General features: G+C 38.0%; 12 protein-coding genes and 1 pseudogene. All 13 read right to left on the bottom strand.

Annotated features, from left to right (window positions below):
- Positions 1-143: 143 nt before the first annotated feature.
- Positions 144-3,959 (bottom strand): TonB-dependent receptor, encoded by a 3,816-nt coding sequence (locus AC012T_RS19665; RefSeq protein ID WP_487060415.1) that lies wholly within the window; start codon positions 3,957-3,959, stop codon positions 144-146.
- Positions 3,956-5,494: a DUF11 domain-containing protein gene (locus AC012T_RS19660; protein ID WP_487060414.1), complete on the bottom strand. Its 1,539-nt coding sequence runs from the start codon at positions 5,492-5,494 to the stop codon at positions 3,956-3,958. The genes AC012T_RS19665 and AC012T_RS19660 overlap by 4 nt, the downstream gene beginning before the upstream one ends.
- A 263-nt stretch (positions 5,495-5,757) precedes the next feature.
- Positions 5,758-6,321: a hypothetical protein gene (locus AC012T_RS19655; RefSeq protein ID WP_487060413.1), complete on the bottom strand. Its 564-nt coding sequence runs from the start codon at positions 6,319-6,321 to the stop codon at positions 5,758-5,760.
- Between the two features lie 445 nt (positions 6,322-6,766).
- Positions 6,767-9,295: a beta strand repeat-containing protein gene (locus tag AC012T_RS19650; protein ID WP_487060412.1), complete on the bottom strand. Its 2,529-nt coding sequence runs from the start codon at positions 9,293-9,295 to the stop codon at positions 6,767-6,769.
- Positions 9,296-10,297: 1,002 nt separating this feature from the next.
- On the bottom strand, positions 10,298-11,095 hold the full coding sequence (locus tag AC012T_RS19645) for a class I SAM-dependent methyltransferase (protein WP_487060411.1): 798 nt from the start codon (positions 11,093-11,095) through the stop codon (positions 10,298-10,300).
- An 8-nt stretch (positions 11,096-11,103) separates the two neighbouring features.
- On the bottom strand, positions 11,104-12,108 hold the full coding sequence (locus tag AC012T_RS19640) for an NAD-dependent epimerase/dehydratase family protein (RefSeq protein WP_487060410.1): 1,005 nt from the start codon (positions 12,106-12,108) through the stop codon (positions 11,104-11,106).
- A 72-nt stretch (positions 12,109-12,180) separates the two neighbouring features.
- Positions 12,181-13,392, bottom strand: coding sequence for a hypothetical protein (locus AC012T_RS19635; protein ID WP_487060409.1), 1,212 nt, complete (start codon positions 13,390-13,392; stop codon positions 12,181-12,183).
- A gap of 111 nt (positions 13,393-13,503) precedes the next feature.
- Positions 13,504-15,927 carry an SBBP repeat-containing protein gene (locus tag AC012T_RS19630; protein ID WP_487060408.1) on the bottom strand — a complete coding sequence of 808 codons (2,424 nt, stop codon included), beginning with the start codon at positions 15,925-15,927 and terminating at the stop codon, positions 13,504-13,506.
- An 87-nt stretch (positions 15,928-16,014) separates the two neighbouring features.
- The gene (locus AC012T_RS19625) at positions 16,015-17,163 is read right to left on the bottom strand and encodes a beta-ketoacyl-ACP synthase III (RefSeq protein ID WP_487060407.1); all 1,149 of its coding nucleotides are present in this window, start codon (positions 17,161-17,163) and stop codon (positions 16,015-16,017) included.
- 79 nt (positions 17,164-17,242) lie between these two features.
- Entirely contained in the window at positions 17,243-18,184 is a 942-nt protein-coding gene (locus AC012T_RS19620) for a hypothetical protein (protein WP_487060406.1), read from the bottom strand.
- Between the two features lie 72 nt (positions 18,185-18,256).
- On the bottom strand, positions 18,257-18,463 hold the full coding sequence (locus AC012T_RS19615; protein ID WP_487060405.1) for a hypothetical protein: 207 nt from the start codon (positions 18,461-18,463) through the stop codon (positions 18,257-18,259).
- 59 nt (positions 18,464-18,522) lie between these two features.
- Positions 18,523-19,359, bottom strand: a complete 837-nt coding sequence (locus AC012T_RS19610) for a class I SAM-dependent methyltransferase (RefSeq protein ID WP_487060404.1) — start codon at positions 19,357-19,359, stop codon at positions 18,523-18,525.
- A 104-nt stretch (positions 19,360-19,463) separates the two neighbouring features.
- Positions 19,464-21,331, bottom strand: a pseudogene (locus AC012T_RS19605) (TubC N-terminal docking domain-related protein).
- Positions 21,332-21,345 lie beyond the last annotated feature (14 nt).

The raw sequence follows: 21,345 nt of genomic DNA, 5'->3' as shown, positions 1-21,345 counted from the left end.
AATTTGTCATTCTGAGTGGAGTCTTACGCAACGAAGAATCTGGAGTTTAGCCGACATACTGAGATGCTACGTTCCTCAGCATGACATGGAAGGAGACCTTTCAAACAACCTCTAACCCTGAGAGGATGTTTGAAAAGTCTAATTTATATTTTTAACTTTTCTCCTGCTGGAGAAGGTGTAGGTTTTTGCAGACCAAAACCATCAAACAATTCGTTGAGTTTGACAGTCAGACCTAAATAAAGACCACCGGCAGAACGAGTACCAGAAAAATCAGGATCATCAACTTTGCCAAAAACATAGCCAGCAGAAAGGCGCAAATTAGAAGTTAAATAATAGCCAGCTTCAACTACAAAACCTGTTTCTGAATAATTAGATTGACCTATCCAACGAGTTTCTCCCACCAGATCCATACTATATCCTAAGCGATAAGTAGCCCGAAATTGAGCTAAATTCACTGTACTTGTACCAGCCAAATCATTAGCTAAATAAGAAGTGCTATTTCTTAGTGCATATTTCCCATAAAATTCCCATTGCCAGTTAGGAGCATAAATAGTTTCCATGGCAAAGGTATGATCTTGAGAACCCGTCCCACTGCCCAACAAAATTGTATCAGGAATTGTTGCCGGATTTTGGCGATATTCATACCGTAATAAAGCGTTAAATTTATCATTTTTAGGATCACGGTAAGCCAGACCCATTTTTAAATTAATGGTGTCACCTAATCCTGATAGTTTTTGGTTAGCAGCATTAGCTTGTTGATAGCGTACTAAAGCCGTAAGAGAAGGAGAAATTTTTCCTGTAGCACCCGCAGAAATGACTGTATTACTACCACTAGAAGAAGTGCGATGTTCATAACGAGCGCTGGCTTGAAACTGGGGATTATTGCTATATTCCAGCCCGACACTATAGCTATCACCACCATTAAAACCAATAGCAGAAGCAGCTTGACCAGAAGCGAATGGTTGGGCAAATTTTTGACCTGTGCCAGTATTACCAAAAAAACTACCAAAGACGTGTTCGTAAGCTAGATTTAACCGCAAACCAGGAGCAACAGTCCAGCGATTATTTAAACCAATTGCTCCTTGGGTAGTGATTTCATTCGCCCCACCTAAAATGGTATAACGACCTGTTAAAGTAGTATCTGAACCAAGTTTATGTTCGCCATTTACACTTAAACTAGTGATAGATTTACCATTATCTTGACCGCTACTATAAAACTGTTGAGCTAAACTGACATTGACTCCGGGAATAGCTCGCCAATTTAGTCCTAAAATAGTCCGGTCAGGGTAAACATTATCAGTACTAGCAGAAAGGGTAAGTTCATTTTGTGCCTGGAAAGTGAGACTATTCGTAATGGGAAGAGACAAACGCGATCGCAACTGATCAGAATTACTTGTCAAACCACTACTGTTATCAATGTGATCTTTTCGATTCCGATGAATCCAATCTACATCAAAAGTAGCTTTACCTAAACGTTGTTGTATACCTGCTGTAATGGTTGTTAACGAGTTATCAACTTTGCTTCCTGGGATAGCCTGAGAACGGGGTGAAAATAATTCTTCAAAAGTGTCTAAAGGTAAGGGTGCAATACCAAAATTATCTTCATGATCATATTGAACCCGCAAGTTAGTGGTATTGGTCAGCTTACCTGTTAGTTGCGCTCCATAACGAGTTTGCCCAGGAACAAAACTAACTGTGGCATTATTAGCAAAACCTGTATCAGCAAAACGGTAATAAGCGCGACCTTGAAGACCATTAAAAATCTTACCTTCAGCTTCCAAGCGATAAGCCTGACTGCTGACACTACCCATCAAATCAGAACTATTACTAGAATGGGCATATTCGCCAATTATTTTACCACTATTACCTAAAGAAATTTGGGTATCTGCGCCATAGAGTTCAAAGTTATACAGACCTTGATTCTCTTTTAAATACGTTGCTGCTATCCAAGTTTCTTGGTTTAGAGTGCGATCCAAATTATATTGAAACCGACCTGCATAAATACTACTATTAGAGTCTTGTGAATCATATTGATAAGTAGTAATAATCCGCCGTACTAATACCTGCCCAAATTCATCAATATCGGTACGGAGGATAGGTTCACGGAATAATAAAGTCCCGCGATCATAATCAATTTCATAATCTGCGCCCCGGTTCAACTGTTGACGTTTAATAACAGTACCTGGACGATTTAATTCTTCTAATTCAATGAAGACATTTTCACTACCAGGAAGTAATATTCGCCGAGAAAGAAAATAATAACCACTAGTACCATCAGGGGCTAGAGTATCTCGTTGAAAACTTTCGACATTATTACCATAAAAACCTGTAATTTGTAGATTTCCCCAATTATAGTTAGCTTTAAAACCGTGAAGTTGACGGGTCGTGGCAGTATATTGTTGAGAGGGGCGAGAAAATTCTTCTGTGTTGTAATCACCCCACATAAAATAATCTGGACTCACACCAGGAACCCCGGTGGAACGCTCTAAACGGGCATAGACACTATCAATAGAAGGTGCGGTAACATCAAGTTTGGAACTATCACCATAAACAGGATAGTTTTGTTCATTGGCTTGATAAGTTTTAAATAAACGATTTTCGCAGTTACAATCTTCATTTAAAGGGCGGGAACTGTTATATGCTCCAGTAAATAACCATTCCCCAATATTTCCGGTGGCAAATATTTCTGAATGAAAATTTAATTGCGTATTATTATTTTTATCCGGGGGTACAAAATCACGCAATTTACCATAATAATCAGTTCCTCTAGCACCTAAACGAATATCTATAACTCCCGTCACTAAACTGGGACGTAAAGCTGTAGCAAATTCTAATTGAGTAAAGGTTTCTAAATTATTAATTGCAGCGCGAAGCCGCACGGTTTGGGCTTTCAAGTTGGAACGTAATTGGGCAGTAAATTCTCCTGTTTTTGCTTCTACTTGAAACCCTGGTTGGTCGGGTTTAAAATCTGCACTAATAAATTCTCCAGCGCTGGTTTCTAGAGTCACTACACCATCTTGGTTGGAGCGATGACCATTTTCATCAATGAGTTGACCCTTGATGGTTGCAGTAGAACGTCCATCTGCTGGAATATTCGCTTCTAGAGTTTCTATGGTTAATTGCTTGAGTGTTCCTCGTACTGATATCTCTACGGTGTCTGGAGGTGTTGTTGCTCCTACTATTTGTGCCGACAGGGTATTTTTTCCTGGCTGGAGAGAGACACCATACCATGTCTGCGTGATCAAATTGGTCTCTGCATCAGTTTCTGTCCGTCCTACTAAAGAAGGGTCTACTAGTGTATCATTGACCCGCAATTCCACTTGACTACCTACAGGAAACTGCAATATTACTGTAGTAGCTGGAACATCAAAAATCCTATTTTCTGTTGGTGTGAGAATTTTGACGGCTGTTGATATTGGGGCTACTTGTTCAGGTATTGGGGTTGGAGTTGTTGGTGGAGTTTCTGAGTTGGTAGTAGTGTTTGATTCTATTTCTACAACTTCATTTTGTGGGATTTGGGTTGTAGTAGTTGGTGGATTTTCTGAGTTGGTAGTAGTGTTTAATTCTATTTTTACAACCTCATTTTGTGGGATTTGGGTTGTAGTAGTTGGTGGATTTTCTGAGTTGGCTGTGGTGTTTGATTCTATTTTTACAACCTCATTTTGTGGGATTTGGGTTAAAGTTGTTAGGGAAAATTCTGAGTTTGCGGTAATAGGAGATTTAATTTTTGCCACAACATCTTTTGGTAACTGATATTCAGTAACTTTGGGTGGTTGGGCAATTTCTTGATCAGTTATTTGTTGATTAATATTTGTAGAATTATCTAAAGGTTTATGGGGCTGAGGATTGTCTTTAGGGGTTTCTCCTTTGACTGCATGAGGATAAAATAGATAGCTACAAGCACCAGCTATTACCCCTATAGCTTTCAGGTTCTTGATATGGTGCAGTGGTGGTTTCATTTCTTTACTTGCTCCTGAAAGATGGGGGTGACAGCAAAATTCATTCTCACCAAACCACCTGGTTCTAAACGCACTAAACGAGATTGGCTATTACGTTCACGGAATTTGTGATTGGGAGCGAGGGCATAACCAGGAATACTACTCAGATCAAGAACTCCAGTATGACTTCCCGGTAAAACATTGGCTACGGAAAATAAACCATTAGGATCTGTGGTGATCCGATTGCCATCTTGCAGAAAAATTACTGCATTAGCTATTCCTGGTTCATCATTTTGTTGTTCACCATCAAAGTTTTTATCTAGGAATACTCGACCAATTAAAGTACCGCAATCACTGACTATTCCGGGTCTAATTTTTAGTTGGTGAGTTGCGGGCCCATCTTTGACACTGAAGCCGTTATCAATTCTTTGTGCATTGACAATGGCACTATTTCGACCTGTACCTCTTTGAGCATCATTTGTTAGTTGAACAGCGTAAGCAATGTTGAGAACTTTTGAGCTTAAAAGAGTAATATTTGTGCGGAATGTGATGGTATTACCGTTAATTTCGCTGGTAATACTAACTGGGTTTCCTTCTAATTCTCCCCGAACTGATTTGGGTAAGAATTGAAAGCCTAAAGGTAAATTATCGGTGACTATGATATTATTCAAATCCGCATCTGATTGATTTTTGAGCGATACGCGATAGATAGCTGTGTCTCCGGGTTCAGCGGTTGCGCGATCACCTGTTTTGATGATCTGTACTTGACTGGGTTGACACAGGTTTGTTGTGAGTTCAAAGGCTAATAAGTTTAGTCCTTGAAGTTCGGCATTATTAACTAAAACAGTTGTGGCTTCTACTGCTGTTCCACCCGTTAAGTTGATGGGTTGTCCATCCAAGGAAGTTGCAATATAACGAATAACTTTATTAGCTGTTCCCGCGATATCAATGCTATCTAAAATAACAATTTTAATTCGGCGTTGTTTGTAGATAGAATTAACTGGAGCATTAACCACGAAAATATATGTTTTACCTGGTTGGGTTTGACCTTTGTTGGGATCAAGAAGAAAATTATACACACCTGCGGGGTTATTGGTAATAAAATAGGGATTACTATTTTCAATATTTGGCGCTTTTCCTCCAGGAATATTATTATTAGGAGTATCTGGTAGTTCTGTCCGTGTTAAGGAAACTAAATTTCCTAACTCAGATCCTGTGGGATCATTAGAGTTAGCTTCATACACACCAACCGTGAAACCTGTATAGTCTGGTAAGAGTGTCCCAGCACAACCTAAAATCCGCCCTAGAGGGTCAACTAATGAACTAAAATTGAAGTCTAGTTTACTAGAAGTTCCTTTAAATTCACCTTCATCATTCGCGGGGTCTATATAGGTATATTCAGCCTGATTTGTAATAATTGTTGTACTTTGGGCTATTACTCTATTTAGGGTGGTTATGGGAGTTTGCAAAATCAAACCTAAAATAATTGCTGTTATCAGTCTTGGCAATAGTTTCTTAATAAAATATTTTTTTCTAGATTTACGTTTATTAATCATGTCCAATTTTTTCCACAATGTTATTAGTTATTAAATAACTAAAAATTCTTTATTAAATCCAGCGCAAATAATTTTTGCTATTCCTTAAAACAGATTTTTTAACCTAGTTAGTAATGGGTAATTTAAAAAAAGTGTTTACCCATTAAAAATCTTTGATAACGGTTATCGGTTGAGTGAAGTACAAGAAACCCACCCCCAACCCCCTCATCGCTTGCGATGAGGGGGCTATGATGTACCTCATGTGATGAGGAAACGCTATATAATTAGCGGACTTGGGTTTGATAAGTGGCTTTAAATGTGGTTTTAGCTGCAATTGTTGGTACTTGTAAGCGGATATTAGTATAAGCACTTGCTGGTGCTGGTTTAGTTTCTATGGTTCCGTTAGGAAGGGTAACTTTAATAGTGGGATTTTTGACAAAAGTGCGTCCACCATCAATGCTGTAGGTGATAGTGGTATTGCTGCTAGTATTAAGGCTTTTCAAGACATAGGACATTTGTTTGGGTATGGGTTGATTTAAAGTGAGGTTTTTGAGTTGGCGATCGCTCTTATTTTCTCCCTTTAATGTATATAACAATACATCCCCTGGTTTGACCACGGCTTGATTTTTTAAAGCTTGCCATTTTTTGATTTTATTACCTTGTTGATCCTGCGTCTCTACTTGCTTTTCTGCTACCAACTGCAACTGTAGTTGTGATTGATTCTTGCTATTTTGAGCAGTTGCACTTTCTAACTGAAAGAGAGAAGTGACACCAGGTATTTGACTCATTAATGGTGCTGCCATCATCAAGGAAATTGCACCAATACCGGCAATATAAACTTGTTTCATTGTTATTACCTGCTTTGATTAATTTATTGATTGTGTTTTTCTATTTTGAGAGAACTTTGGAGAATTTGTGGCTGATGTATTCACAAATTTTAATCTTCTTAAATCCTCCTTTTTAAGGAAGACTTTGAGAAGATTATTTTACCCTTAAAAAAGGATTTTCTTGATACAACCTTAGACTTTTTCAATATTCACTGGAACGTTGCTGATAGTATCAGCAACGCTGGATATAGGTTTCACCAAGTCTGGCTAATTACTTATGATCTTAGGACTTACGCAAGATTGAACTCAAAAGCTGATTCTTGCGTAGGGGTAATTCATGAATTACCTCTACTTCCATTCTGTTTTGCGTAAGTCCTGAATCTGTTTGGTTTAGTTGGTAGTTGCTTTTTGCAATTACTCATTACCAAACCAGACTGATATGATCAGTATTCAGACAGATACAAAATTAATTCATCTTCCGTTGGAAAATGAATGTTCTTTGGACACCTGGTGCAACTATTCCTGTGATTTGATTGGTATATTTGGTAACATCAGTATTTACTGTAGTACCTGTTTGATCATTACTACTGGTGGTAGCTGGATTACCACTAAAGAAGTTGATAGTAGAAGCACCTGAATCTTGGGCTGAACCAACAATATTGCTAGTATCACTTTGACCATTAATGTCATTGTCTAAAGCCCAGTTGTTCGTGCCTGTAGTACCATCTTCAGTAATTACAATTTTGTCAGCATTCAAAATCACATTACCAGTACCAGCTTGGGGATCTGAAATATTTGTGTACCGAATTAGGTACTCAATAATATTGCCTGGGGCTGGAACTCTTTGTACATCAGTAACATTGGAATTAGGATCAATACCATTGACAGCAGGTGTAGATTCAAAATCATCTTGACCTGTACCAACTGCTGGGCCAGTTCCTTGTAAAATTCGTGAGAGTTTCACTAGTTTCAAGTAACCAGTGTATACCCGGTCAATGGTGATATTTGTTGTCGTAGTACCTGCTACATCAATTGTGGCAGTGATGGGGACTGGGAAGCCAAATTCTGTATCACCTGTGTACTGGGCGATAGTATCAGTTGATAATGGAGTATTGGCTGGTAAATTAACTTCTACACCATAATTAATAATCCCATTAGGAGCAACATTTGGGATTGTAATTGGTGTACCAGTAGTGGTGAAAGTTCCTGTTCCTTGATTGTAGGTATAGATAACAGATTGGGCATTGTAGGTAAGAGTTACCTGTGTTCCATTAGGCAAGTCTAATGGATTTGCTGGTGCGGTTGGCTCTAGTGTGATATCACCTGCGCTGGTTCCATTGTTCTGAAGAGTATTAGTGAAACCAACTGACTGCGGATCAAGTGTAGAACCCGGTGCCGTACCAGCAGGAACAAGGGCTGATTTATTGGTGAAGTCGTCATTATTATCAGTTGGACCAATGGCATTTGGTACACCTTGTGGCCCATTGAGAACTGATGCTGCTCCAACTACTACTACATCGAAGACGTTGGCTTCACCACCTTCACCAGTACCAGTATTATTGTTGGCTGTATCTGTTCCCGTTGCTGCTAGTTCTGCACTAGTTACTAAGCCATCAGTAACATTATTGGTTATATCATCGGGAAGACCATCAGCATTGGTATCTGTACCAACTGGTGGTGTAGAACCATCGAAGTTACTAGGATTTTGGTCACCGGATTCATCGTAAACGGGGAGATTATTACCTGGGGTTTGACCAAATAATTGGGCGATGTTGATAACTTTTAATGGTGAAGTCGCAGCTGGCATTGCTAACTGAATCGAAAAACCATTGACTGTTGTACCAGGAGCAATGGAAGTTATGGTAGCGGTTTTGTTGATAAAACCGACACGGGTGATGCTTGCCAATGTATCACCACCTTGTAAGGGGAAGCGTTTCCATTGTGCTGCATTGGCGTTAAACGTCGCTGGATCAGATGTGGTATAAACTGCGTCCCAACCAGTAGGCGCAGTGGGGGGTTCTGCTAGTTGTGTACCTGCGGGAATGGCATCAGAAACGAGGATATAAGAACCATTAGCAGTGTCAACATTGATGGTTGTACCGACTAAAGGTGCTGGGGTGATGCCACTGCCAGTGACATCATTGCTTTCTACGCGCAAACCTAAATCATAGGTTAGTGTGTCGTCTGTAATATTATTTGCAGTTGCATTGTTGTCGTATTCACTACGCACTTTGAGAATGGTAGCTAATGCGTAAGTTTTTGCTGTGACACCAACTTGAATATCCTGAACGGCGCTGGCTTCCCGTGTGCCGTTGATGGGTGGACCATCTGCTTCACCAGCAACAATATCATCGTTATCTACTGTGTATACGTCACCACCATCTGGGATGCGAAGTTGGTTTTGAGCATTACCAGGGGTTTTACCCAGGGTAACTCCAATAGTGTCACCTGTTTGAGCGCCTGCTTGTACAGTGATTGGTACACGAACCAAGACAGTGCCGTTAGGAGCAACCGAGGGTGTGATTGCTTCAGTATTAGTAATTTCTATCCAAGTTGTGCCGCCGTCAGTGCTGTATTGGAGGTTATTAGCTGTAGTAGCACCGGGTAAGGTTCCTGATACTGTACCCGGACCTGTGGTGGTGGCTAAGTTAGGAATGCGGAATGTGGTTGGGTCGTTACCAACGTTGGTGACGGTGTAGGTGTAGATTAATAGGTCTCCAACTCCTACAGTTCCACCGTTGTCATCTACTATTCCTGCTGCTGAAACGGTAATACCTGCGACTTCTGCAACGGTGATGGTAACGGTGTTGGAAGTGGTATTTAAGGTTGTTCCTGGGCTATTGGGGTCTTCGTAAGTAGCGGTGGCGGTGTTGCTAATAGTTTCACCTGCGGTAGTTCCTTCTGCCATTGCAGGTGCTAGTAGTTGGAAATAACCATTGGCTAATAATGCGATCGCAACTAAAGAACGGTAAAACTTGGATTTTTGATACTTCACTGTTTCTTTCGGGATGTATTGAATATTTATTGTTGTTTCTGTTGGCTACTGGCTGGAAGCGCGTTTGATTCAATGACTCCAGGTCATTCAATGTCAACAAGTTCCGAAGTAATCAGACATTAAGTTACTAATCGCATAACTGAATCAGTTACTCGAATAAACCCGCTAATACTGAGATAGCTTCTTTAATGCACATACTAAAAAGATATCAATAGCCTCTAGATAATATTTGTACCCATATAGTCATGGAAAAATATCATTAATTAAGCTATTCACATCTCAAGTATCTAAATATAAATACTTGGAGGTTGTGCTGTTGTCAAAGCTGCTTTTTTCACCTAAGAACCTAAGAAAATTAGGTGGTTTTGCTACTGCTGTATGACATCATAACAATAATAAAACAGTGATGTATAAATATAAAATATTTTTTACGTGAAAATTTTAAACCTACCTTAGCTTGACAAAATCATAGATAACAAGCTTGGTATAGTAAAACACTACATTCATGGTGTCACTTAACTATTGTACCTTTGCGGAGAGGGCATAAACAACATAAAATTTGCTTGATCATAAAGACATAGATGTAGTCTGGATAAAGGTTCTAGTAATTTATTTTAAACTTTATAATCATCGTTATATAACCTATAAATAACCGAGAGAGATGCAAAATTTGTACTAAAAAATACACTTGTTTTTTGGTAAAATTTTTAAACTAACAAGTTTTCAGATATTATTTTTACTTATATTGAGATGTGATTTAATGTTGTCTACGCACAAGTACTAACAATAGTAAATATACGGTCATATTCAATCTGACTTCTTGTATTTGACACCGTAATATACTCATGTTACAGACGTAGGATTATTTGTAGTTAAATAGCAATTGCTACACGCGCCGTAGCGATCGCTAAAAGCTTAAAAAATACCTATATTTTTTGTAAAAATACAAAAGATATCCGCTTAAAAAATGCAAGTTCGAGTAAACTGTGCTTCCTGCCTGAATTAATCGAGGTGTGTTGGAGTTTGACGCTTTTCAACAACCGGATTTTTGACTGCTTGGGCTGCAACCATGAATTCAGGCACATTAATAACGCCCCGAAAGCAAAAATCGTGTAGGAGTTGCCATCCTCTAATAGTCAAAAATTGTTCACGCATATTTGGCCTAGCGGCTGGATAGAGTTGTCTCCAAAGGAGAAGATCCTTACGAGTCAGACACCAATCATCACAACGGTACTTTTCTACCAAAAAACCTGCTTTTTCAAGTAGTGCAAATACATCCTTCTGACTAAATGCATGGAGGTGATAGGGATCTATATGCCGAGTTTCACCGAGAGGGACTGACAGTAACAACTTGCCTTCTGGAACCAGGAGATAGCGGAGACGATCCAGAAATTTGTCAGGATAGAGGACGTGTTCTATAGTTTCAAAAGATACAATAACGTCAAAATGCTCCTTCCACTCGAAAGCAAGAGCATCAGCACAGACAAATTCTACATTATTCTCTTGATAGTGTTTTCTGGCATATTGTACCGTCTCTGGACAGATATCTACACCTACCACAGCGATCGCACCAGCAAGACGAAGCATCTGACTACCATATCCTGTACCGCAAGCAATATCCAGAACTCGTTTCCCTTTCACATAGCGTGCTGCGGTTTCATAACGCCGGAGATGGATCTCAAAAAGCTTTTGACTGGCCGGATCATTTGGTATCTGTTTAGGAATGAGACGTTCCCAGGTAAAAGGAAGACTTTCTGAATCTGTAATCGGCTGAATAGGAACATCGTGTTTATAGTTCATCGTTCTACCTACTTATCTAAAACATTCAAGTCCACTGTTTGTAGCCATTCCTGAGTGCGTCGCATTCCCTCTTCTAAATCAATTTTTGGTTTATAGTTTAATAATTTTTCTGCTTTAGCAACCGAATAAGCATAGGGACGAGTGATAAAATCTAAAGTCTCCGGGACAATATCAGCTTTCTTGCCCAAAAGCTTCTGTCCCTGATAGCGCAACTGAATTAGTAACTTGAGTTCATTTTTAGGCAGAGAAGAAGGTGCCGACAACCCAGCAATATCAGCTAAACGCGTAAAATATTCTTGCCAAGAAGTCTCTTGTCCGTCAGTAATATTAAAAACTTCTCCATAGGCTTCTTTTTCCATAGCCAGAAAGATGGCATCTATGAGATTGTCTACATAGAGATGATTCATCACTCCCTGTCCATTGTTTGCCAACAGAAATATTTTTTGGCGCATCATTACAAGTGGTCGGATTACCCAAGGGTAGCTCCCAGGCCCGTAAACATCTCCCGGTCTGAGAATAATAATATTAAAATCAGGTGGGGCATTGAGTTTTAAAAGTTCTTTTTCGCTTTCTATTTTTGTCTGACAATAGGGATGATTTTCAGCAAAAATTGGCCCGGATTCAGTGACGTAATTAGGATAGTTATAACCATAGACTAGAACACTGGAGAGATGAACAAAGGTTTTGACACCTGCATTCTTAGCCGCTTTAGCCATGTTAACCGTTCCACCAACATTGACCTGGTGAAAATCCTTGAGTGATCCATGTTCTTTGACAATAGCAGCCGTATGTAGAACTATATCCACATTTTGGCAAGCCTTTTGGACAGCAGCAGGATTGGTGACACTACCAACAATTACCTCAGCACCTAGTTGTTGAGCTTTTTGAGCCTGAAGTTGAGAATGTTGCAGCCCACGGACTTTCATTCCTTTAGAAAGAGCGATCGCAGCTGCGTGCAAACCGATAAAGCCACTGATTCCAGAAATAAGCAGCGTTTTTTCAGAAAGGTTCATAGAACTTGTGAAAATTGAATGAGAGCAATGCGATTTTGTGGGTGGCGTGCGATCGCTAATTAGTACAATTAATCAGGTAGCAGACCTAGAGAACTGCTCAAAACCCTGAATGTTATTTTGGATAGCCTGACTAATCGATCCACCTGAAGCCATAACGCGCATTTCGCGGTTAACCGACCACAGATAGTCAATATCTTCAAAAAACCGCCGCAATTCTGACAAGAGACGTTGATGCGACTTAAGTACAGCATGAAAACCTTCATGTTCATGACAGAAGCATTTCTCTATCCAAGACAGAGCTTCTTGAGTAGACATATCAAATAAAGGAGTTTTTAGTATTTTGTAGATCAAAGGCATAATTAATAGTTTATCTGGATAAAAACTCCCAACTGCAACTCCAGACAACGTATTGAGAACAGTTAATTGCATCATATAAATTGATAAATTAGCCATGAATTTTTCATAGGCTGTTGGTTTAGGAAAGTCCTTATACAAATCGTGAGCAATTAGTTGGGAAGTAGTAGTATGGAAAGATTCATCTAAGAAATGGTAATGAGAAACAGCTAGAGGAACAGGAACAAACTCACCTTTTTTCTCTAACTTCTTGAAATACTGAGAACGACTATATTCCGTAAGTTTGAGAATCATATTAGCAACAAAGCGTAAGGTATAATACTGGGATGCTAAGAAAGGTGTACTACCCCAATTAAAACTAAATAACTGTCGCATAATTCCAGGTGATAAACGCCCAATCATACCTCCTTGCATTAGCTGAGATTCTTTTCCTGAGAAAGGATTGCCAATGATAACATCACCTAGTAGACCTATCTCTGTCTTATTCGCAATAGTGCGAAAAGCTTGAATATGGTAGCGTTCTTGAGAAGTTTCAATATCTAATTCATGACAAAGAGTTTCGTAGCCACCTAGACTATAAAAAACGCTACTTGTGATTTGATTATAAAGTGCCGTATTGGTTTCACTTGCAGCAGTTAGGTTGTAACCTCCAACCCAAAAAAGATGATTAAGAGCAATCTTTTGGGTCGAAGAAGCCGCTTCATAAAGTGGAGTACCGTATAAAAGTGAAAGTTCAGGTTCACTCCAATAATAATCTCTGTCGTTACTATAGTTAAATTTATTCTTTAGCTCGGTAATTTTCTCCGTGTAATCTGATTCACTATTATTTTTATAATTGATTTCATTTAATTTTAAATGTTTTTTAACTTTGTTCTCAGGTACAGCAGAAGATGATTCATTTATCTCAAATTGTTGGATAATCTCTGTCATAAATACTCCAAAAAAATTATCAAGAAGAAATATTTACAGACGGTCATCAAGAATCATGGCTTGAGAGAATTACTGAATTGCGATCGCTTGTGCTTTAATTTTCACTGATATCTAATGTTTGGTAGATAGCATGACATCAAAATCAGACACTATTGATTTTGCCGACGCTAATAAAGCTGAACTCCCCCCTAAACCAGCATTGAGGATATTCTCCTGAAAACTTTTACCTAAAAGGCAAGCACTACCACCAAAACCAGATGTTTCATTTTGAGTCTCAGGCTTTGAACTTATACTCAAGTCTTGCAACTTTCCTGATTCTAAACTTTTACCTAAAACAGCATTGATAATTTTAGCCTTAAAACTGCTGCTCGATATTTCATTTTTAATTTCATGTTTTAGAGTTTCACTAAAGTTTTTTATCTTTCCTAAATCAAAACCTTTTTCTATAAAATCATTAAAGATGTGATTCTTAAGGTCGTGGCTCGATATTTCATTTTTAATTTCATGTTTTAGAGTTTCACTAAAGTTTTTTATCTTTCCTAAATCAGAACTTTTTTCTAGAAAATCATTAAAAATGTGATTCTTAAAGTCGTGGCTTGATATTTCATTTTTAATTTCGTGCTGTGGAGTTTTACTAAAAGCTTTTAGCGTTCCAGAAGCCAAACTTTGCCCTAGATCACCTTTGAGGATATGATCCTGAGAATCGGTGTCGAAGATATTATTACTGTCACCATCACTAGAGATTTTATTGTGAATCTCATGCTTTGAGGTCTCACTAAAGTCTTTTAACTTTCCTGAATTAAAGTCGAGCTTGGCTACCCAACTATCAACAGATCCAGCATTGATACCCCCTAAAGATCCCTCAGTAGTTCCTGCCACGAATACGTTACCAGAATTGTCAAGGGTAATACTGTTGGCGACATCAGACTTAGAAGTTCCAAACTGTTGAATCCATAACTGTTTACCGTTACTGTTGAACTTAGCTGCCCAAGCATCATGAGAACCGACATTCTTGCCTCCCAAATTGTTGTCAGTATATCCAACTAAAAAGATGTTGCCATTTAAATCAATCTTCATATCCAAGGCAGCATCATTACCATTAGTACCGAACTGTCGAGTCCATAAAGAATTGCCACTGCTGTCATACTTGGTAATCCAAGCATCCTCAGACCCAGCATTCTTTCCCCCCAAATTACCTAGAGTCCATCCTGTTATATAGACATTACCCTGACTATCTGTATCAATTCCCTTAGGAAATTCATAATCTTTCGTGCCGAACTGTCGAATCCATTCCGACTGACCATTTTTGTCATTCTTGGCAACCCAAACATCATATAAACCAGAATTTTTTCCTCCCAAATCACCCATTGTCCAACCTGTAGAGTAGATGCTGCCATCATTGCTGACAGCAAGACTGTAAGCTTCATCAAAGGCGGAACTGCCAAACTTTTGAAACCATTGCTGGTTGCCATTACTGTCATACTTGGTTATCCAGACATCATCGGTCAAGACATCAGGTTGAAAAAATAGCCCTTTCTGTTGTTGCTCAATGGAGAATCCTGTGAGGTAGACATTGCCATTCTGATCGACTTTCATGTCAAAGGAGGCATCAATAAGCTCATTCCCAAACTGTTTAATCCATTTTTGATTGCCGCTGTTGTCATACTTGGCTACCCAAACATCATAATTTCCTTCTCCTGGATTAATTCCCCCTAAATTTCCTTTTGTTATTCCCCCCAAGTAGAAGTTCCCTTTGGCATCTGTAGCGACGCTGGTGGCCAAGTCAGATTTGTCAGTGCCAAACTGTTTAATCCACTTTTGATTGCCATTGCTGTCATACTTGGCTACCAAAACATCATTAGATCCAGCATTAGCTGCTGTTAAAGAACCACCTGTAACTCCTGTCACAAATAGATTGCCATTAGGATCTGTGGCTGAACTGACCAGGGAATCAAAACTGCTAGATCCTATTTGCTGAATCTTCTCTAGTACAGGCCCTGGTGGTGGAGTGTAGCCTTCATACTGAAAATAGTTTTCCTCAAGATGCAAATGATAATTCCCAGGCAAAAAGGCAATAAGGTCAGGTACAGTTCCTTGTTTCCAAAATATCGCCGTCCCCAGAGGAGATTTTACTAGTTGGTAATCTTCTGAGTAGCCGTGGAGTTGAATAGTATCTTGCTTGGGGTTGAAGTCTAAAATTGAAGCGAATTGTTTGAACCCAAAGTTGAGTCCTTGAGCATCATTATAGTATGGTTGTTTCCAATCACCAAGAACGAATCTATCGCTCCAATTAAACTGACTACCTTTCTGTAGCGCCATTAAGTCCCCATCACCTAGCATAATATCAATTTGCAATTGATCGGGATTATGATCACCAGGTTTCAAACCAATTAAGGTATCATTGCCAGAACGACTCCACATTAATTCACTGTCTTCACTTTTCAAAAGCAAGTCGCTACCAGGTGTGCTTACATTTAAAATTCTTAAAAAAGTGGCATTAATTTCACTTTCCAACTCGGTCAGTATATTTGTCATGTGTTCTCAGCAGAGTCAAGATTCCTAAGTTTTAAGTAACGAGTAATGAGTCCTGAGTGAAGAGGTGAGTTAGCAGTAAACAAGAAATTAAACGGCTGTCATGTGGATATAGGCGTATGAAAATCTAGCACTTTCGGGAACTAAGCAAAAGATTTTATCGCCGCGTTCAATTTTTCCTGAGTACATCAATTCCTCTAGCATCACAAAGATAGAAGCCGAACCTGTGTTCCCTTTTGTGGTTAGATTAGTAAACCATTTATCATAAGTAATATGCACTCCAATTTCTGCCATTTTTGCATAAAGTTCTTCTTTAAAATACTCTGATGAGTAGTGAGGCAGAAACCAATTAATTTCTTCCGCTTTGAGGCTGTATTTATCCCTAACCTTTGCTAAACCTTTTTGACCATAGTTAATGATATTTTCTCCTAGAAGTTTGGCATCTTGCTTGAGAGCAAAATAACTCTGTTTCCATACTTCTTCTGGCTGTTCGACATCCCTCCAGCCTTGTACAGAACCATCTGCTCTTTTTACACATCCCATATACATACAAGTTTCTAGAGAATTTGCAAAAGAGATATAATCAATCCAGTCAATCCGCAAAGAAATACTATCTTGACTTGGTGTATCTGTGATCAAAACGGCTGTGGCTGCATCAGAAAGCATCCACCTTAAAAAATCCTTTTCAAAACCTATAACTGGTTTGTTTTCTAACTCCTGAATTTTTGACTCTATTTCTGATTGAAAGTATGCTGCTCTTAATGCATTAGATACAACTTCGGAACCAGTTGTAACAGCATTTTTAGTGAAACCAGATAGCACATTCATATATCCATACTTTAATGCAGTTACTCCTGAGCAGCAGACACCACTTGTAGATACTACTTCACAGGGAGGAGATTTAAGTTCTCCATGCACCATCAGAGCATGATTAGGAATAAGTTGATCTGGCCCCGATGTGCCACAGACTAAACACTCAATTTCTTCAAGGGGCAAATTAGAATTTTTTGCAAGAATACGTACTGCCTCGGCAGTTAATTGTGCATTAGTGTGAGTTGGTTTGCCAGTTTTTGGATTTATAGCATAGTGTCGAGATTTTATACCGTTGTTTTTAAGGATGCGATTTTTAGAGCGAGAGGGTTTGTTATTGATCAATCCCAAAATATTTTCAATTTCTTCGTTACTTACGGGGTCATTAGGTAGAAAAGCTCCTAAACCTGTAATGTATGCTGTAGGCATAATTTTCTCCAAATCAGTTGATTCAATATCAAATTATCAAAGGTAAATTTTGGTAAGTAATAAATCTCGTTATTCACTTCTAAATCACAGCCGAAGATGGGGATTTTAGAAGTTGAACATAAGACTCTATTTGTTTGTTGATCAGCGGAGCAAATAAAAATTGAATGATGGTGGAAACTAGAAGGACTATGGGAATAGCGAAGATAAGTTGCATGGCAAAGAGGTAGATGATGGGCCGTCTGCTCCAACTTCCTTGTTTGCCAAATAAACGAGCGATTTTAGCCCAAGGACGATAAGCTATCCGACCGATTAGTTCGGGAATGATATAACGTGGATTGACCTCAACGGCATCTAGACCTTTGAGTAAGGGTTGTTGAGAGTCGCTGTAGGCATCGCTATAGCCATCGCTCAATGCTGGGAGGTTGTTGGCTATTTGCTGGCCGAATCGTGATAAGTCATCAATTGTGCGATCGCCTACTCCTCCTGGCGGTAATACTCCCCAAAGCCCATTTGTTTTCCCGGTCAACAGTAATCTGGGGGTACTAATAAATGTGGCTAAAGGTTTACCCTGGTGAGTAACAACCACATTATCAATATGAATACCTCTCACATCTGCAATCATTTTCTTCATGGTTTCTGAGGCTGAGTGCCACATATTTCGAGACACCACTAAAGTAATAACTTTCGTATTCTGCAAAACTTGAGCATATTTAGATTTAAAAAATCCCTGAATTGGTAAAGATGGCGACAAAAACCAAACTTGATAAGCAACAATCACTAAATCAAATTTATCATCTTCACTAAATTTGGGTGGATATATTTCCGGTGTTTCGTTATTAATACATTCTGGAAAAACATCAAAAAATTTATATAAATTCCAAGGGTAAGAATAATCAACCTTTGGTTTAATACACTCCCGATGAATTTCAAATTCTGGGGTATTGAGACATTTAGTAAAAGAGTTGACTGCCCGCTCTACATCTCCCGAATGTGAATAATAAAGTATCAGTAAACGTTTCATAACTGTTAATATTAGTAACTAAAAAACAAATCAAATTGCCATTATTACTACGCAGTTTCTTCCATTTTTTTCTTATTCATCTAGAGATTGTTGTTTAACAAATCTCTGATAATCAGCTAAATTAATCTGCATTGAGTTTATTTCCTGTAGCGATTCTTGGTGTACCTGTAAATAAGCATTGTGAGTTTTAGTCATCAAGGAAATATTTTCACTGTGCTTTTGGTAGAGAATATTACTTAAATTGGATTGTTGATTTTGAAGTTGGGTAAGTTTTTCCATTAATTAAATCCCCCTTAAAAATATTGATTGTACCGATTGCATAAGTCCTATCATTTAGATTATTTTTTCAAAACATAGCAAAGATATTCTTGATCTCCTCTCCTAAATGCCTCATACATTGGAGTTCCTTGGCAGCCAGCAAACCAGTTTGCTATTATGTGTAAATATTTAGGAAGATCCTGGTTAATTATTGCCAACTTGCGTTCATTTTCCAAATCCATAGCTTTAAGAACATTGGCAGTAATCTTTTCTAATTTTAAAATCTTAAAACCAGAGTCTTTTAACAGTTGTGTAGTCTTATCAATTTCGTTTTTTGGTCTAAAATCAGCAAATAAAAAGTAACCATTTGCACGAATAACTCTAAAAGCTTCAGCAAAAAAGCGTTTACTTGAACCGTAACAATGTGATGATTCAACATTAACAAGAACATCAAAAGCATAGTCATTAAATGGTAAAGATTCGGCATCTCCTAATTGAAAAGTTAGTTGAGGAATAGAATGTTTATTTTGACAAAATGCAATATTACTTTCTGAGAAATCAACCCCCGTCATTGTTTTTGGATGTAAATAACGCATCATGTATGAAGATCCTCCACCACGACCACATCCAACTTCAAGAACATCTAAGCCGGCTAAGGAGATAGCATTCGCCACATGATGATAGAGTTGAATACAATAACGTTCCTCTTCTTCATATCCACTCAATTCTAACTGTGTAGCATTCGCTTCCAAATCAGCATAACCATAGTTGATAAAAGTAATTTTGATCTTGCTAAATTTAGATGCAAAAAGGTTATACCACACCTTCCAAAACAATCTCCTTAAAGGATAGTAATTGGGGCGAGCTATGAAATTATTTAAAATATTTTCTGGTGTGGAAATGAAATTATTGAACATTAGCTTAACTCCAATTAATGAGGGTGAAAATTATCAGCCAACAACTAAATGTTTGCAAAAGTATAGAGTGTTAAAAAATAAAGAAAGATGAAACAATGAATTTATCAATCACCTAGATTTGCTTTGAGAGAAGCAAAATGTTTGCCACCTAGTTCTATTTTTTCTGCTAAACAACCATTTTTTAGCCTATCAACTAGATACTCCATATCGCGAGCAATGAAATTTGTACCATGATCTGGTTCTATTAAACTAATTAAGTTGATATTTTTTGTTGCTTGATTAGCTAAATTAGAAAGACCTAAAAAATTCAACACTCCTGATTCATATGTTCCACAGGGTACAGAAGGATGATTAACTCCCACACAGTATTCATCCTTTTGAAACCAATCAAATGCAGGATAGCCATGAAAATGAACGATTGGCGCACCATTTTGAATTAATTCTGGTGTATACAAAGCGGCAGCCATACTAATTGCCAACATGACATAGATGTCATAAGAAGGTTTAATATCTGATTTTTGGGATTGATTACCTAAAGGTAATTGCAGTTGTAAATTATCTTTTAACCCGATACGAATAATATCTTGCTCAATGTTTAAGTCTGTTTTATTTGAACCTGACCGAGAGCTACCAGCCAGATATCAGGAATTTGCTTAAATACATATTCTCCAGCAATAATGATTTTAATATAACGTCTACCTGCTTGATTTTTACGAATTTCATTACTACTAAATCCAGGTACTGGCAATAAATTTTCCCATTCATTAGTATTAATTTCTGGTTTTCCCACATAACAGGGAGGTTCGGCATAAGCTACAAAACCATAGGAAACTCCTGTCCTGCCATTGACAATAACATTGACAATATCTCTGTGGGACTTTCTCTTAATAACTTCAGCCAGTTTAAATCCTGCTGGAAATAGGCCTGTTGACGCTAATTCTTGACCCAATTTAACTAACTTATGAGCATAATTAGATGTAGAAGGATTATATTCTCCTATTTGAAATCTACTCATTAATAATGGAGCAATGGGGACAAAAACTTTAGGAATCAGTGATTTAGAAACGAAATTATTTATTTCATGTTTAGCAAAAATAGAATCAGAAAGATTCATATTGAGAATAGAAATCTTCTCATTAGATACGCCAATTACAATTTCAGAAAAAGTTTGGATGAGTGTATTAATCCCAATGCTAATTTTTTCTTGATACTGGGTTGACGGATTGATAAATTTACGATCTATTTCGCCCAGAATGATTACTTGAGTATTTGTTGGGTCTTCAACATATTTAGCTGCATGATCTTCAGCCCAAGTACTTAATTTAGCAATTTGAATAACGGACATTTTTTGCTGATTTACTAGCCAAGGATAAGATAAAACGTAAAAACTCTCAGCGATAAATATTCCTAATTTTCTCAGCCAAGAATTAGGTCTTGTTACATCTATTACGGCGTTAATATCAGCTTTTACTCCTCTAATTTTTAAAGATTTATTCCAGTTTAATAGAGGAATTTTAATTTTATATAAAAAATCTGTTGTTGCCTCCTGCCAAGGAATAACAGCAACGCCAAATTCTTTTAATTTAATTGCTAATTCCTGACGGAATTTAATAATAGTGTGATGATGATAACCATGAGGTAAAGGTCTAAATGTGACGCTGAGATTTTGAGCCATTAATTTTGGATCAATTATTGGTGGCTGATATTCCATAGGCGATTCACCGGAAAACCCACCAATTAATCTGCCGATTGTTTGCAGGCTAATTCCCTGAATTAGAGGTTCAGATGACGATTTAGTGGTGATATTCATTTCTTGTAATAATGCTAAAATATCTCCTTTATGTGTGGCTATTTCGGCTTGTATTTCTGGTGTAATTACTTCCTTAGGAGAACGAATATTTAGTTTGTTATTTTCCACCCAAAATTGTACACCTTGTTGAGTAAGTTTAGCTAAAAGTTCGGATGCATTCATGACTAAATCTCCCA

It is taken from the genome of Anabaena sp. EIM26 (assembly GCF_057568715.1).
Note: the sequence above shows the minus strand (reverse complement) of the source record. Positions and strands in the feature narration are given on the sequence as shown.

Coding starts and splice junctions, on each gene's coding strand:
- AC012T_RS19665 (WP_487060415.1), bottom strand. CDS start 3,959: ATGAAACCACCACTGCACCATATCAAGAACCTGAAAGCTATAGGGGTA.
- AC012T_RS19660 (WP_487060414.1), bottom strand. CDS start 5,494: ATGATTAATAAACGTAAATCTAGAAAAAAATATTTTATTAAGAAACTA.
- AC012T_RS19655 (WP_487060413.1), bottom strand. CDS start 6,321: ATGAAACAAGTTTATATTGCCGGTATTGGTGCAATTTCCTTGATGATG.
- AC012T_RS19645 (WP_487060411.1), bottom strand. CDS start 11,095: ATGAACTATAAACACGATGTTCCTATTCAGCCGATTACAGATTCAGAA.
- AC012T_RS19640 (WP_487060410.1), bottom strand. CDS start 12,108: ATGAACCTTTCTGAAAAAACGCTGCTTATTTCTGGAATCAGTGGCTTT.
- AC012T_RS19635 (WP_487060409.1), bottom strand. CDS start 13,392: ATGACAGAGATTATCCAACAATTTGAGATAAATGAATCATCTTCTGCT.
- AC012T_RS19630 (WP_487060408.1), bottom strand. CDS start 15,927: ATGACAAATATACTGACCGAGTTGGAAAGTGAAATTAATGCCACTTTT.
- AC012T_RS19625 (WP_487060407.1), bottom strand. CDS start 17,163: ATGCCTACAGCATACATTACAGGTTTAGGAGCTTTTCTACCTAATGAC.
- AC012T_RS19620 (WP_487060406.1), bottom strand. CDS start 18,184: ATGAAACGTTTACTGATACTTTATTATTCACATTCGGGAGATGTAGAG.
- AC012T_RS19615 (WP_487060405.1), bottom strand. CDS start 18,463: ATGGAAAAACTTACCCAACTTCAAAATCAACAATCCAATTTAAGTAAT.
- AC012T_RS19610 (WP_487060404.1), bottom strand. CDS start 19,359: ATGTTCAATAATTTCATTTCCACACCAGAAAATATTTTAAATAATTTC.